14 protein-coding genes and 1 tRNA gene are annotated in these 13,000 nt (G+C 70.6%); 10 read left to right on the forward strand and 5 right to left on the reverse strand.

The features are described 5' to 3' along the window. A partial coding sequence (locus tag AB0J72_RS58050; RefSeq protein ID WP_363417582.1) for a hypothetical protein occupies window positions 1-215 on the reverse strand: 215 nt, incomplete at its 3' end. A gap of 104 nt (window positions 216-319) precedes the next feature. Here AB0J72_RS58050 and AB0J72_RS58055 point away from each other — a divergent pair. After that, the gene (locus AB0J72_RS58055; RefSeq protein WP_363417585.1) at window positions 320-2,530 is read left to right on the forward strand and encodes a bifunctional diguanylate cyclase/phosphodiesterase; all 2,211 of its coding nucleotides are present in this window, start codon (window positions 320-322) and stop codon (window positions 2,528-2,530) included. Between the two features lie 90 nt (window positions 2,531-2,620). Continuing rightward, window positions 2,621-2,866: a hypothetical protein gene (locus AB0J72_RS58060; RefSeq protein WP_363417588.1), complete on the forward strand. Its 246-nt coding sequence runs from the start codon at window positions 2,621-2,623 to the stop codon at window positions 2,864-2,866. A gap of 308 nt (window positions 2,867-3,174) precedes the next feature. Here the strand turns inward: AB0J72_RS58060 and AB0J72_RS58065 are convergent. The 3 genes from AB0J72_RS58065 to AB0J72_RS58075 form a co-directional block, all read right to left on the reverse strand. Beyond that, window positions 3,175-3,247 (reverse strand) — tRNA-Lys (locus AB0J72_RS58065). A 79-nt stretch (window positions 3,248-3,326) separates the two neighbouring features. After that, complete coding sequence (locus AB0J72_RS58070; RefSeq protein ID WP_363417591.1) at window positions 3,327-3,464, reverse strand: hypothetical protein; 138 nt, start codon at window positions 3,462-3,464, stop codon at window positions 3,327-3,329. A gap of 49 nt (window positions 3,465-3,513) precedes the next feature. Beyond that, window positions 3,514-4,542, reverse strand: a complete 1,029-nt coding sequence (locus tag AB0J72_RS58075; RefSeq protein WP_363417594.1) for a LacI family DNA-binding transcriptional regulator — start codon at window positions 4,540-4,542, stop codon at window positions 3,514-3,516. A 186-nt stretch (window positions 4,543-4,728) separates the two neighbouring features. Between AB0J72_RS58075 and AB0J72_RS58080 the strand changes: the two genes are divergently transcribed. The 7 genes from AB0J72_RS58080 (at window position 4,729) to AB0J72_RS58110 (ending at window position 12,075) form a co-directional block, all read left to right on the forward strand. Beyond that, window positions 4,729-6,069, forward strand: a complete 1,341-nt coding sequence (locus tag AB0J72_RS58080; protein WP_363417597.1) for an ABC transporter substrate-binding protein — start codon at window positions 4,729-4,731, stop codon at window positions 6,067-6,069. A gap of 89 nt (window positions 6,070-6,158) precedes the next feature. Then, a complete protein-coding gene (locus AB0J72_RS58085) occupies window positions 6,159-7,157 on the forward strand; it encodes a sugar ABC transporter permease (RefSeq protein ID WP_363417600.1) in 999 nt (332 codons plus the stop codon). Beyond that, window positions 7,154-8,083 (forward strand): carbohydrate ABC transporter permease, encoded by a 930-nt coding sequence (locus tag AB0J72_RS58090; protein WP_363417603.1) that lies wholly within the window; start codon window positions 7,154-7,156, stop codon window positions 8,081-8,083. The genes AB0J72_RS58085 and AB0J72_RS58090 overlap by 4 nt, the downstream gene beginning before the upstream one ends. Continuing rightward, window positions 8,080-9,696, forward strand: a complete 1,617-nt coding sequence (locus AB0J72_RS58095; RefSeq protein WP_363417606.1) for a glycoside hydrolase family 13 protein — start codon at window positions 8,080-8,082, stop codon at window positions 9,694-9,696. The genes AB0J72_RS58090 and AB0J72_RS58095 overlap by 4 nt, the downstream gene beginning before the upstream one ends. 22 nt (window positions 9,697-9,718) lie before the next feature. Further along, window positions 9,719-9,916 carry a hypothetical protein gene (locus AB0J72_RS58100; protein ID WP_344512427.1) on the forward strand — a complete coding sequence of 66 codons (198 nt, stop codon included), beginning with the start codon at window positions 9,719-9,721 and terminating at the stop codon, window positions 9,914-9,916. Window positions 9,917-10,004: 88 nt separating this feature from the next. Then, window positions 10,005-10,367 (forward strand): response regulator, encoded by a 363-nt coding sequence (locus AB0J72_RS58105; protein ID WP_344512425.1) that lies wholly within the window; start codon window positions 10,005-10,007, stop codon window positions 10,365-10,367. Window positions 10,368-10,464: 97 nt separating this feature from the next. Further along, window positions 10,465-12,075, forward strand: coding sequence for a S8 family serine peptidase (locus AB0J72_RS58110; protein ID WP_363417610.1), 1,611 nt, complete (start codon window positions 10,465-10,467; stop codon window positions 12,073-12,075). Window positions 12,076-12,144: 69 nt separating this feature from the next. Here the strand turns inward: AB0J72_RS58110 and AB0J72_RS58115 are convergent, their stop codons facing one another. Then, on the reverse strand, window positions 12,145-12,570 hold the full coding sequence (locus AB0J72_RS58115; protein WP_363417613.1) for a hypothetical protein: 426 nt from the start codon (window positions 12,568-12,570) through the stop codon (window positions 12,145-12,147). 210 nt (window positions 12,571-12,780) lie between these two features. Between AB0J72_RS58115 and AB0J72_RS58120 the strand changes: the two genes are divergently transcribed. Further along, window positions 12,781-13,000: helix-turn-helix transcriptional regulator (locus AB0J72_RS58120; protein ID WP_363417616.1), on the forward strand; the 220-nt coding region annotated here is incomplete at its 3' end.

Here is a 13,000-nt window from a genome sequence, read left to right on the forward strand (position 1 = left end):
GCGGCCTCCGCGGCGGCGGCCACGGCCGCGTCGGACCGCCGGGGCTGCGCGGCCCACTCGGCGGCGAGCCGCTCCTGCGCGGCGTGGACGGCGCGGACCCGGCCCCACCAGCTCCAGGCCGTCACGCCACCGGCGGCCACGCCGGAGGCGAGCAGCAGGACGGCCGCGAACAGGAGCAGGCGGGTCGTCCGGTCGCCACGCCTGCCGGTATCCACGAAAAAGGACTATAGGCCGCGCAATTAGGGCAGAAGGCGCTTCGCTCGCCATTCGCACCCAAGGGTGCAACCTGCCCGCACCCCGTATCCTGCTGAATGGAAGCGTGAGGATCTGGCTGTGGTTCTTGACGTGCGCCGCCACGGCGTCCGCCGTGGCCGCCGCCGCGCACCCTGAAGGCTTCGGCGTCTTCTGGGTCGCGGTGCAGGCCGCCTGCTTCGGCGCCGCCGTGGCCGGGCTGCGCCGGCACCGGCCGGATCCCGCCGCCGTGTACTGGCTGCTGGTCGCCGGCGTCGGCACCTCCACCGTCACGACCGCCGTCATGACCGCCGCCCCCGCACTGTCGCCGGACGCCGAGGCGGGCTACCTGCTGTGCTACCCGCTGACCGGCGTCGCGCTGTGGCTGCTCGCCCGCCGCCTGCGGCCGTGGTCCTCGACGCGGCTGCTCGACGCCGCCATCGCGCTCATCGGCATGGCGCAGCCGGCGTGGGCGTTCGTGCTGTACCCGCTGCTGTCCCGGGCCGGCCTCGACCAGGTGTCCACCGCCGGCATCACCGGCCTCGCCGTCTGCGACCTGCTGGTCGTGTCGATGCTGCTGCGGGTCGCGTTCGCGGTCCGCCCCGGTGTCGCGTCCGGCCTGCTCATCGCCTCGACCGCGGCGATGCTCCTCACCGACGCGTGCTACGTCGTCATGTACGTGTGGGGCCGCGGCGGCGCGGTCGTCAGCTCCGTGACCTCCGTCGGGTGGCTCACGTGGAGCTTCCTGCTCGCCGCGGCGTGCCTGCACCCCGGCATCCGCGACGTGGGCGGGAGCGCCCGCACCACCGACGAGAGCGCCACCCCGATCGGCGGCTTCATCGCCCTCGCGGTGCTCGGACCCGCCGTCCTCATCGCCGACATCGCCCTGCACCGCGGCACCGGCTCGTGGTCGCACGCCCTCGTCCCGGCCGCGCTCACCGCGGTGCTCATGGTGCTGATGGTGCTGCGCCTCGGCCGGGCCCTGCGGGAGCGCACCTCCCTGCAGCGGGAGCTGGCGTTCCGCGCCCAGCACGACGTGCTGACCGGGCTGGCCAACCGGGAGGAGTTCCGCACCCGGCTCCAGGCCGGCATCGCCGCCGAGGCCGGCGTCGGCCTGCTCATCGTCGACCTCGACGGCTTCAAGGACGTCAACGACACCCTCGGCCACCCCGCCGGCGACGAGCTGCTGCTGCAGGCGACCGCCCGGCTGCGCGCCCTCGCCGGCCCCGGCGACCTGCTCGCCCGGCTCGGCGGCGACGAGTTCGCGGTCGTCTCCCCCGACCTGGCCGGCCTCGACGCCCTCGCCGCCCGGTGCGTCGCCGAGCTGGCGTGCCCGTACCTCGTCGACGGCCGCGAGCTGCGTCTCACCGCCAGCGTCGGCGTCTACTCCGGCTCTCCCGCCAGCACCGGCGAGGCGCTGCAGAACGCCGACCTGGCCCTGTACGCCGCGAAGGACGCCGGCCGCAACCGTGCCGAGCGCTACGACCCGGAGCTGCGCGCCGCCCACCTCGCGCACGCCGCCCTCGCCGACCAGCTCCGCGTCGCGGTCGACGGCACGGGGGGCTTCGCCGTGCACTACCAACCCGTCGTCGACGTCCACACCGGCCAGGTCGCCGCCGTCGAGGCCCTCCTGCGCTTCACCGCCCCCGACGGCACGGCCGTCTCGCCGGTCCGGTTCGTGCCCGTCGCCGAGGAGACCGGGCTGATCGGCCGGCTCGGCGCCTGGGTCCTGGAGCGCGCCTGCACCGACGCCCGCGCCTGGCACGCCGCGCACGGCATCTCCGTCACCGTCAACGTCTCCGGCCGCCAGCTGCGCGCCCCCTCCTTCGCCGACGACGTCCTCGCCACCCTCAAGCGCACCGGCCTGCCCGGCACCGCCCTGGTCCTGGAGATCACCGAGACCGTCCTGGTCACCGCCACCGTCGAGGAGACCGAGGCCGTCAGCCGCCGCCTCGCCCGCCTCCGCGCCCACGGCATCCGCATCGCCATCGACGACTTCGGCACCGGCTACTCCTCCCTGGCCTACCTGCGCACCCTCCCCATCGACGTCCTGAAGATCGACCGCGCCTTCGTCTCCCGCGTCGCCGACCGCCAGGAGAAGGCCCTCTTCCGCGCCGTGGTCGAACTGGCCCGCAGCCTCTTCCTGCAGCCCGTCGCCGAGGGCGTCGAGACCGACGAGCAGGCCGCCGCGCTCCGCGAGCTGGACTGCGGCTACGCCCAGGGCTTCCTCTTCGCCCGCCCCATGCCCGCCCCCGCCCTCCAGACGCTGCTGGCCGCCCAGCTCACCCCGGCCCCCTGAGCTGCGGTGGGCGCGCGGGGCCGGCCACCGCGCACGAGGTGGCCACCGCGGTGCTCCGGTTGGCGTCGGGGTTGCTCGTGCGCCGCCGCGGTGCGGATCATCCGCCGCGGCATCGAGCAGGGCATCCAGTCGCGGTACGACGTCGCCGGCCTCGTGGAGTGGCTGCGGTGGCTGCGGGCCGACGTGTCCAGCCAGGACGTCGACGGTTTCGTGGGCCGCGTCATGCGCCTGATCGCCGCGGATGCCCCTGTCCGCGAGACCGCGGTGGCGATCCTGACGGAGTTCGCCGCCCGGCTCGGAATGACGTTGGACGAGGTGCTGACCGCCCGGCGGTGAGCCGCGAGCCTTGGAGCGTGCCGCGTCTACTGTGGACAGAAACTGGCCACGACCGTCGTGGCGGGCTTCGGGCTGAAGGCTGCACAGCCTTACCTAATTCGCCGGCCAAGGCTCGGTCGGGTCGCAGGGGCGGTGACGCGCTGGAGTCGGGATCGCGGCGGCCGGCGGCCGGGCGCCGGGGGCGCAGCGGCCCGGTTTGCGTGCCGCGGTGGTGGGGCCTGGTGGCCGCCGGGCCGGTGGCCGCGCGGCTCGGCAATGCGAAAGGCCCAGGTCCGGCAGGAGTGCCGTGGCCTGGGCCTTTGATGCTGTACGCCGCGTAGGACTTGAACCTACAACCCGCAGATTAAGAGTCTGCTGCTCTGCCAGTTGAGCTAGCGGCGCCTGGCTGAACGGAGGAAACTCTAGCACGCCCTACGCGCGCCCCAAAAACGAGATACCCCCGTCCGGCCTGTGCGCTGCGTTACTCCTCGTCGTCCTCCCAGAAGAAGTCCGTCGGTGTAGGTTGCTCCGGCTCCTGGTCCAACAGGTCGGTGTCGGGGCCGATCAGGTCCTCGAGCTCGTCGTCCGGCTGCTCCCAGGTAACCGGCATCTCGGTCATGTCACTAACCCCCTGAGGTACTCCCGAAGGAAATCCAACGGCCCGCGAGCTACCCGGTCCGGGCTGTCCTAACCGCAACGGGCCAGGTCGAGGCACGTAGGACGAGGGTGGTGGGCATGAGGAGCTCTTCGGGGGTCCAGTCGCTGACGGTCATGGCGCGGCGGAGCATGCCGGCGGCGAGGACGCCCTGCTCGAAGACGCGCTGACGGACGGTGGTGAGGTCGAGGAGGGCGCTCAGCTCGTGGTCGTCGAAGCCGATGACCGATACGTGGCGACCGGTGCGGCGCAGGGCCGAGAGGGCCCCGAAGGCCAGTTCGTCCGACTCGGCGAAGACGGCCGTGGGCGGGTCGGGGAGGGCGAGGAGGCGGCGCATGGCCTGTTCGCCGCCGTCGAGGCCGTGCGGGACGGACATGACGAGCTCCTCGCAGACGGGCAGGCCGGCGGCGGTGAGGGTGTCGAGGTAGGCGCGGCGGCGCTCGTGCGCGACGGGAAGGAACATCGCCTGGTCGGCGTAGGTGGAGATCATGCCGATGCGGCGGTGGCCGAGGCCGAGGAGGTGCTGGACGGCGGAGGAGGCGGCGGCGACGTCGTCGATACGGACGCAGCCGGCGCCGGGCACGTCGTGGCCGACGGCGACGATCGGGACGCCGAGGCTGCGCAGGTCGGCGATCTCGGGGTCGCTGAACTGCATGGCGACCACGAGGACGGCGTCGACGCGGCGGCGCAGCGGGAGCTGGCCGAAGAAGCGTTGCCGGGCCGCGACGTCGCCGAGGTTGTACAGCAGCAGGTCGAGGTCGTGCTCGCGCAGCACGGACTCGGCGCCGGCGACGATCTGCCCGAAGAACCAGCGGGCGGCGTACGGGACGATCACCCCGACGGTGTGGGTGCGGCCGCTGGCGAGGCGGGAGGCGATCGGCGAGACGACGTACGACAGCGACGCCGCGGCGTGCAGCACGCGGTCGCGCGTCTCGTCGGAGACGTTGGGCAGCCCTCGGAGGGTGCGTGACACGGTGGCGGTGGAGACCCCGGCCAGCCGGGCCACATCCTCCATGCTCACGGGCACGGGAACGTCGGCCACACGGGGAGGCTAGCAACACTGACGGCAAAGGCAATGTGTCCACCGTGTTGCTAACTCGTTATCGATCAATAGTCCCGAAGGGCTCGACAAACCGACCTTGCAAACGCTTACATCCGAGGGACACAGCACACCGGTACGTGGGCGGAGCTGTTCGCCCGGACCGGGTCTAGCCAAAGGAGGCTAACCATGGCTGTCCTTTCGAGGCGGCGTCGGGCGTTCGCGCTCGCCGGTGTGGCCGCGCTGGCACTCATCGCCGCCGCTTGCGGCGACGATGCCGGCGACACCGGCACATCCAACGCCGACAAGCCCGAGTGCGCGCCCTACGCGCAATACAAGGTCGACAAGAAGAAGACCGTCTCGATCTACGCGACGATCCGCGACGCCGAGGCCACCAAGCTGACGGATTCGTGGAAGCAGTTCGAAGAGTGCACCAACATCAAGATCGACTACGAGGGGTCCGGCGAGTTCGAGACCCAGATCAAGGTGCGCGCCGACGGAGGTCAGCCGCCGGACATCGCGGTCTTCCCGCAGCCGGGCCTGCTGGCCTCGTTCGCGTCGAAGAACCAGCTCAAGGAGCTACCCGCGCCGGTGAAGGCCAACCTCGACAAGAACTGGTCGAAGGACTGGGCCAAGTACGCCACCGTCAACGGCAAGGTCTACGGCGTGCCGCTGGGCGCGAACGTGAAGTCGCTGGTGTGGTACTCGCCGCAGCTGTTCAAGGAGAAGGGCTACAAGATCCCCACCACGTGGGATGAGATGATCAAGCTCTCCGACGACATCGCGGCGACCGGCATCAAGGCGTGGTGCGCGGGCATCGAGTCCGGTGACGCCACCGGCTGGCCGGCCACCGACTGGATCGAGGACATCGTCCTGCGCGACCAGGGCCCGGACGTGTACGACCAGTGGGTCAACCACACGATCCCGTTCAACGACCCGCGCATCGTCTCGGCCGCCGAGCGGACCGCGTCGATCCTGAAGAACCCCAAGTACGTGGGCAACCCGAAGACCATCGTGACCACCTCGTTCCAGGAGGGTGGCCTGCCGGTCAAGGACAAGAAGTGCGGTCTGCACCGCCAGGCCAACTTCTACTCCAACCAGTGGGCGAAGGGCACGAACGTGGCTGAGGACGGCGACGTGTTCGCCTTCTACTTCCCGGCCGTGGACCCCGCCAAGGGCAAGCCCGTCCTGGTCGCCGGCGAGTTCGTCTCCGCGTTCTCCGACCGCGAAGAGGTCGTCAAGGTGCAGACCTACCTCGCCTCCGCCGAGTGGGCCAACAGCAAGGCCAAGCTCGGTGACTGGATCTCGGCCAACAAGAACCTGGACGTCAGCCTGGTCAAGGGCACGATCGACCAGCTGTCGGTGAAGATCCTGCAGGACCCGGCCACCGTGGCCCGGTTCGACGGCTCGGACCTGATGCCCGCCGCGGTCGGCTCGAAGTCCTTCTGGACCGGCATGACCGACTGGATCAACGGCACCAAGGACACCAAGGCGACGCTGGACTACATCGAAAGCACCTGGCCCAAGTAGTGAACTGAGGTCCGGCACCGGCGCTCGAATGCGCAGGCGAAAGCCAGCGCGACGGCAGCGCCGGTGCCGGCCGGTCGGAGGACACCCCCATGGACTATGACTTCTCCGAAGACGTCGCCAAGATCTGGCCGGCTCTGCTGTTCATCGGCGGCTTCGCGGCCGTGATCGGCGGGTTGCTGTTCGTGCTCGACATCCTGCCCAGGTGGGGGAAGGGCAGGGAACGGCTGCATATGCTCGGCTTTCTCGGCCCCTCGCTGATCCTGCTCGGCATCGGGCTGATCTACCCGCTCATCCGCACGGTGACGCTGTCGTTCTACAACAACTCCCGCGGCGAGTTCGTGGGGCTGGACAACTACAGCTGGATCGTCACCAACGACGACACCCTGATCATGCTGCGTAACACCCTGATCTGGGTGGTGTGCGTGCCGCTGCTGGCGACCGCGTTCGGCCTGACCTATGCGGTGCTGGTCGACAAGGCCCGCGGTGAGGGCATCGCCAAGTCACTCATCTTCATGCCGATGGCGATCTCGCTCGTCGGCGCGACCATCATCTGGAAGTTCATCTACGCGTTTCGCGAGGCGGACGACGAGCAGATCGGCCTGCTCAACCAGATCCTGGTCTGGTTCGGCGGTGAGCCGCAGCAGTTCCTCACCAGCTCGCCGAGCAACACGTTCTACATGATCGTCATGATGATCTGGATCCAGGCCGGCTTCGCGATGGTCATCCTGTCCGCCGCGATCAAGGCCATCCCGGCCGAGATCGTCGAGGCGGCCCGGCTCGACGGCGCCAACCCGTGGCAGATGTTCTGGAAGGTCACGATGCCGAGCATCCGGCCGGCGGTCGTGGTGGTCACCATCACCATCACCATCGCCACGCTGAAGGTCTTCGACATCGTCCGGACGTCGACCAACGGCAACTTCAAGAGCAGCGTGCTCGCCTTCGAGATGTACAACCAGGCGTTCCGGCTGAGTGACGACCCCAACGGCGAGGGGCGCGGCGCCGCGCTCGCCGTCGTGCTGTTCCTGCTCGTCGTGCCGGTCGTCGCCTACCAGGTACGGCAGCTGCGGAAGCGAGCGGAGATCCGATGAGCAACGTTTCCATCGAGAAGAGCGCTCCGGAGACGAGCCCGCTCTCCAAAGAGCCGGACACCATGGCCGCCAGGGTCCGCCGCAAGCTGACCTCCCGCGTCGCCAGCGTCGTGGCGATCATCATCGCGATCGTCTGGACGGTCCCCACGTTCGGCTTGTTCGTCTCGTCGCTGCGGCCCGAGGAGGACATCAAGACCACGGGCTGGTGGAAGTTCTTCAGCAACCCCAGCCTGACCCTGGACAACTACAACGACGTCGTCTTCGGCGACTCGGCGAGCTCCGGCCGGCTGGCCAGCTACTTCATCAACTCCCTCACGATCACCGTGCCTGCCGTGGTGTTCTCGGTCAGCCTGGCGGCGATGGCCGCCTACGCGCTGTCCTGGCTCAACTTCCGCGGCCGGGACTGGATCTTCATCGGCGTGTTCACGCTGCAGATCGTGCCGCTGCAGATGGCGCTCATCCCGCTGCTGCAGCTGCTGGGCGACTACACCAAGTGGGGCGGCGGCTTCTTCGCCGTGTGGTTCGCGCACACCTGCTTCGGCCTGCCGCTCGGCGTGTTCCTGCTGCACAACTTCATGTCGGAGCTGCCGAAGGACCTGTTCGAGGCGGCGCGGGTCGACGGTGCCGGTCCGGCGATGACGTTCCGGCGGATCGTCCTTCCGCTCATCACGCCGGCACTTGCCTCCCTGACGATCTTCCAGTTCCTGTGGATCTGGAATGATCTCCTGGTGGGCCTGGTGTTCACGTCCGGCCCGGACACCCGTCCGCTGACGGTGCGGCTCGCCGAGCTGGCCGGTACACGAGGCAATGACTGGCAGCGGCTGACCTCCGGGGCGTTCGTCTCGATGGTCATCCCGATCATCGTGTTCCTGTCGTTGCAGAGATTTTTCGTACGCGGCCTGCTGGCCGGAGGAGTCAAGGGGTGAGTTCGCTGGTCTGGTGGCGCGATGCCGTGATCTATCAGGTCTACCCACGCTCGTTCGCGGACGCGGACGGCGACGGTATGGGGGACCTCCGCGGCATCACGTCGCGCCTCGACCACCTCGCCGAGCTGGGTGTCGACGCGCTGTGGATGTCGCCGTTCTACCCTTCGCCGCAGCACGACGCGGGGTACGACGTCGCCGACTACCGCGACGTCGACCCCCGGTTCGGCACCCTGGCGGACTTCGACGCGCTGGTCGTCGCAGCGAAGGCCCGCAACCTGCGGGTCGTCGTCGACCTGGTGCCCAACCACACCTCCAGCGAGCACGTGTGGTTCAAGGAGGCCCTCGCCGCGGGCCCGGGAAGCCACGCGAGGGAGCGGTACCACTTCCGCAAGGGCCTGGGCCCCGACGGCGAGCTGCCGCCCAACGGCTGGCAGAGCGTCTTCGGCGGCCCCGCCTGGACCCGCGTCCCCGACGGCGAGTGGTACCTGCACCTGTTCGACACCAGCCAGCCCGACCTCAACTGGGACCTGCCCGAGGTCCGGCAGATGTTCGTCGACGTGCTGCGGTTCTGGCTCGACCGGGGCGTCGACGGCTTCCGCGTCGACGTCGCGCACGGGCTGATCAAGGAGAGCGGCCTGCCCGACTGGACCGAGGCGCAGGTGCCGATCACCAGCCCGGGCGCCGAGCACCGCACCCCGCCGATGTGGGACCAGGACGGCGTCCACGACATCTACCGCGAATGGCGGCGGGTCCTGGACTCCTACGACGGCGACCGGATCATGGTCGGCGAGGCGTGGGTGTCGCCGGCGGAGCGGATGGCCCGCTACATCCGCCCCGACGAGATGCACCAGGCGTTCAACTTCAACTACCTGATGGCCCCGTGGACCGCCGCCGACCAGCGCGCCGCGATCACCGAGTCGATCGAGGGCGTCGCCCCCGTCGGCGCCGTCTGCACCTGGGTGCTGTCCAACCACGACGTGGTGCGGCACGCGTCCCGCCTCGGCTTCGAGCCGGGGTACAGCACGCAGGGCGGCATCGGCGTCGGCGACCCGCAGCCCGACGAGGCGCTCGGCCTGCGCCGGGCCCGCGCCGCCACGATGCTGATGCTGTCGCTGCCCGGCTCCGCCTACGTGTACCAGGGCGAGGAGCTCGGCCTGCCGGAGCACACGACGCTGCCCGACGACGAGCGGCAGGACCCGACCTGGTTCCGCTCCAAGCACGAGGTCCGGGGCCGCGACGGCTGCCGGGTGCCGGTGCCGTGGGAGGCGGACGCGCCGTCGTTCGGCTTCGGGCCGACGGCCGCGTCGTGGCTGCCGCAGCCCGCCGACTGGGGCCGCTTCGCCGCCGACGCCCAGCGCGGCGTGCCGGGCTCGACCCTGTCGCTCTACACCGCGGCGTTGCGGTTGCGTCGCTCGTACGAGCTGGGCCGCGGCGTCCTCGAGTGGAACACGGCGGACGACCTGGTCGACTTCCGCAACGGCGGGATCCGGGTGATCACGAACTTCGGACAGGTGCCCGCCCCGCTGCCGCCGGGTGAGGTCCTGCTCGCCAGCGGCGACCTGGCCGCGGACGGGAGTCTGCCACCCGACACGACGGCCTGGGTTCGAGCGTGACAGAACCGGTTACCTTGACGGGATGACCGCTCTGTTCGCGTACGTCGTCAGCTACCTCCACCCGTCGGTGCTCGAAGTCACCGGCGAGCTGGCGAAGAAGAAGCCGAAGGTGAAGACCAGCGGCGGCGGCCTCATCGGCGCCTGCTGCTGCGGCGTCGTGGTGATCATCGCCATTGTGGTGATCGTGATCGTGATGCGCCGCCGCCGGTCGAGCTCCTGACGCGAGTTGGTTCACGTGGCGGGGTCCCCTGACCGATGAGGCAACCGATGGGACGGTTGCGATCCGCCGGGAAGGGAACCCTGCTGCCATGGCACGAGTGCTGCTCGTCGACGACGACGTGGACATCCGCGAGACCACCGCGATCCGGTTGCAGATCGGGGGTCACCACGTGATCACCGCCGCCACGCCCCAGGAGGCGCTCGACGTCGCGGCGGACCAGCCGCACTTCGACGTGGCCGTGCTCGACCTGCACCTGCCGCGGGTCGACGGCGACGAGCTGCTCGACCTGTTCCGCGGCCACCAGGCGACCGCGGACCTGCCGGTGGTGTTCTACAGCGCCAACGCGCCGCACGCCACGTCGGTGCACGGGCTGTCCCTGGCCGACACGAAGCTCACCCACGGCCGTCCCCTCAACAGCCTCCTCGCCACCATCAACTGCCTCTCGCACTGAGCAACCGCACGGCAACCCGCGGCGAACCGGTGTCGCACCGGCCGCTCCCGAACCTTGGTGAAGCAAGCACGTCACCAGTTCGGGAGGGTCCTGCCAGATGCGAAGCACCCTGCGCGCCACCTTCGTCGCCGCTGCCGCGGTCGCCGGTGTCGTGGCCGCCGGCACGCCGGCGCTGGCCGCCCCGGCCGAGGGACAGATCCGCGACGCCGGCAAGCCGGGGGCGATCCGCGACCGGTACATCGTCGTCCTCAAGGACACGGTCGCGGCGAGCGACACGGCCGGCAGCGCCAGCCGGCTCGCCGACCGCGTCGGCGGGCAGGTCAAGCGCTCCTTCGGCAGCACGCTGAAGGGGTTCTCGGCGCAGCTGACGGAGCGCGGCGCCAAGCGGCTCGCCGCCAACCCGCTCGTCGAGTACGTGCAGCAGGACCGCACCGTTTCGCTGGAAGGCAGCCAGGCCGGCGCGCCGTGGGGGCTGGACCGCATCGACCAGGCGAACCGCCCGCTCGACGGCACCTACACCTACCAGGGCAGCGCCGCCAACGTCACCGCGTACGTGCTGGACACCGGCGTCCGCCTGACCCACGGCGAGTTCGGCGGCCGGGCCCGCTCCGGCTACGACTTCGTCGACAACGACGCCGACGCGAGCGACTGCCACGGCCACGGCACCCACGTCGCGGGCACGGTCGGCGGCAGCACCTACGGCGTCGCGAAGGCCGTGAACATCGTCAGCGTCCGGGTCCTGGACTGCAACGGCTCCGGCAGCTACTCCGGGATCATCGCCGGGATCGACTGGGTGACCGCCAACGCGAAGAAGCCCGCGGTCGTCAACATGAGCCTCGGCGGCACCACCAGCCCCGCGCTCGACCAGGCGGTGCGCAACTCGATCGCCTCCGGTGTCACGTACGTGCTCGCCGCCGGCAACGAGAACGTCGACGCCTGCGGTGTCTCCCCCGCCCGCACCGGTGAGGCGATCACGGTCGGCGCGACCGACTCGAGCGACAACCGGGCCTCGTTCTCCAACTACGGCGCCTGCGTCGACCTGTTCGCGCCCGGCGTCGCGATCACCTCGGCCAGCAACAGCGGCGACGCCGGCACCGCGATCATGAGCGGCACCTCGATGGCGTCCCCGCACGTGACCGGCGCCGCGGCGCTGTACCTTTCGGCGTTCCCGTCGGCGACCCCGGCGCAGGTGCAGAGCGCGCTGCTTGCCTCGTCGGTGGCGAACGTCGTCGGCAACCCGGGCACCGGCTCGCCGAACCGGCTGCTGCAGGCGCCGGCCGTGGCCGGTCCGGCCCCCGTCACCCAGCAGCCCGTGACCCAGCCCCCGGTCGCGGTGGTCGCCGCGCCCGCCCCGGTCGCGCCGTGCAACGTGCGGACCAACCCGGCCGACGTGGCGATCCGCGACCGCGGGACCGTCACCACCGCCGTCGTGGTCAGCGGCTGCGCCGGCAAGGCGTCGGCGAAGGCCCGCGTCGAGGTGCACGTCGTGCACGCCAAGCGCGGCGACCTGGTGGTCGAGCTGATCGCGCCGAACGGCTCGGTCAAGCGCCTCAAGGCCGCGAACTCGAGGGACAAGGCGAAGAACCTCGACGCCGCCTACACCGTGAACCTGTCGAGCCGCCTGAAGAACGGCACCTGGAAGCTGCGGGTGCGCGACTCGTACAAGGGCAACACCGGCTATCTGAACAGCTGGACCCTCACCGTCTGAACCAGCACGAGCTCGGCCGCACCGGTGTCGCCAAGGATGGCGGGCCGGTGCGGCCTCATGTTCACCGGGTTACGGGAAGTACACGTACGGGCTGTACGAGACGACCTGCTCGACGCCGTTGATGACGATCGCGATCCGCGCGTCGGCGTAGCCGCTCGGCGGGAGGACCGCGTAGTTCCACGGGCCGTAGTGGCCGGCGACGCAGGACGAGACGTGCCGGCCGCCGCTGACCGCGCTGCCGTTGATGCGCATCTGCTGCACGACCGTGCAGTTGGTCCCGCCCGGCGCCGAACCCTCCACGTAGAAGTCGGGCTTCAGGTGCGGGCTGCCGAAGCTGATGCAGGACGTGACGTACAGCGTGGACGAGCTGAAGTGCCAGGACACCCGGGGGCCGCAACCCCCGCCGGAGGAGGCCTGCGCCGGCGACGGCACCGCGACCAGCACGGCCAGCACGGCCACCACGGCCGCTCCCATGTGCTTCAACGCTCTGAACAACTCTGCTCCCTTCGCGGGTGCGCCGGAGCGCCCCCGTGGCGGTGATCGACGCCAGTCATCATCGGCGGAGCGTGCTTCCGATCCGTCCCGGTTGGGAACCCGTACCCGCCACAACCCGCGCAAGGTGATGACCTGCGTCGATGCGTGAGGGGCGGTCGCGGTGCCGGACCCGTACTAGGGTGGGATCGACGGGACGGGGGTCCGGCACACGTGGACGACGGCAGCGACAGCTTCGGCGGGTTGCTCAAGGCGAGCCGCCGCGCGGCGGGACTCACCCAGCGGCGCCTCGCCGACCAGGCCGGCATGAGCGTCGCCGCGATCCGCGACCTGGAGCAGGGGCGCACCCGCCGGCCGCAGCGCCGCTTCGTCGACGCCATCGTCGCGGCCCTCGCCCCGCACGGCGCCGGGCCCCGGCAGGCCGCCGCCGCGC

It is taken from the genome of Dactylosporangium sp. NPDC049742 (assembly GCF_040674675.1).
Classification (GTDB): domain Bacteria; phylum Actinomycetota; class Actinomycetes; order Mycobacteriales; family Micromonosporaceae; genus Dactylosporangium; species Dactylosporangium maewongense.

What these genes read in the sequence shown, in the direction of transcription:
- AB0J72_RS58105 (WP_344512425.1), top strand. Translation starts at nt 10,005, where the DNA reads ATGGCACGAGTGCTGCTCGTCGACGACGACGTGGACATCCGCGAGACC.
- AB0J72_RS58070 (WP_363417591.1), bottom strand. Translation starts at nt 3,464, where the DNA reads ATGACCGAGATGCCGGTTACCTGGGAGCAGCCGGACGACGAGCTCGAG.
- AB0J72_RS58085 (WP_363417600.1), top strand. Translation starts at nt 6,159, where the DNA reads ATGGACTATGACTTCTCCGAAGACGTCGCCAAGATCTGGCCGGCTCTG.
- AB0J72_RS58100 (WP_344512427.1), top strand. Translation starts at nt 9,719, where the DNA reads ATGACCGCTCTGTTCGCGTACGTCGTCAGCTACCTCCACCCGTCGGTG.
- AB0J72_RS58090 (WP_363417603.1), top strand. Translation starts at nt 7,154, where the DNA reads ATGAGCAACGTTTCCATCGAGAAGAGCGCTCCGGAGACGAGCCCGCTC.
- AB0J72_RS58110 (WP_363417610.1), top strand. Translation starts at nt 10,465, where the DNA reads ATGCGAAGCACCCTGCGCGCCACCTTCGTCGCCGCTGCCGCGGTCGCC.
- AB0J72_RS58080 (WP_363417597.1), top strand. Translation starts at nt 4,729, where the DNA reads ATGGCTGTCCTTTCGAGGCGGCGTCGGGCGTTCGCGCTCGCCGGTGTG.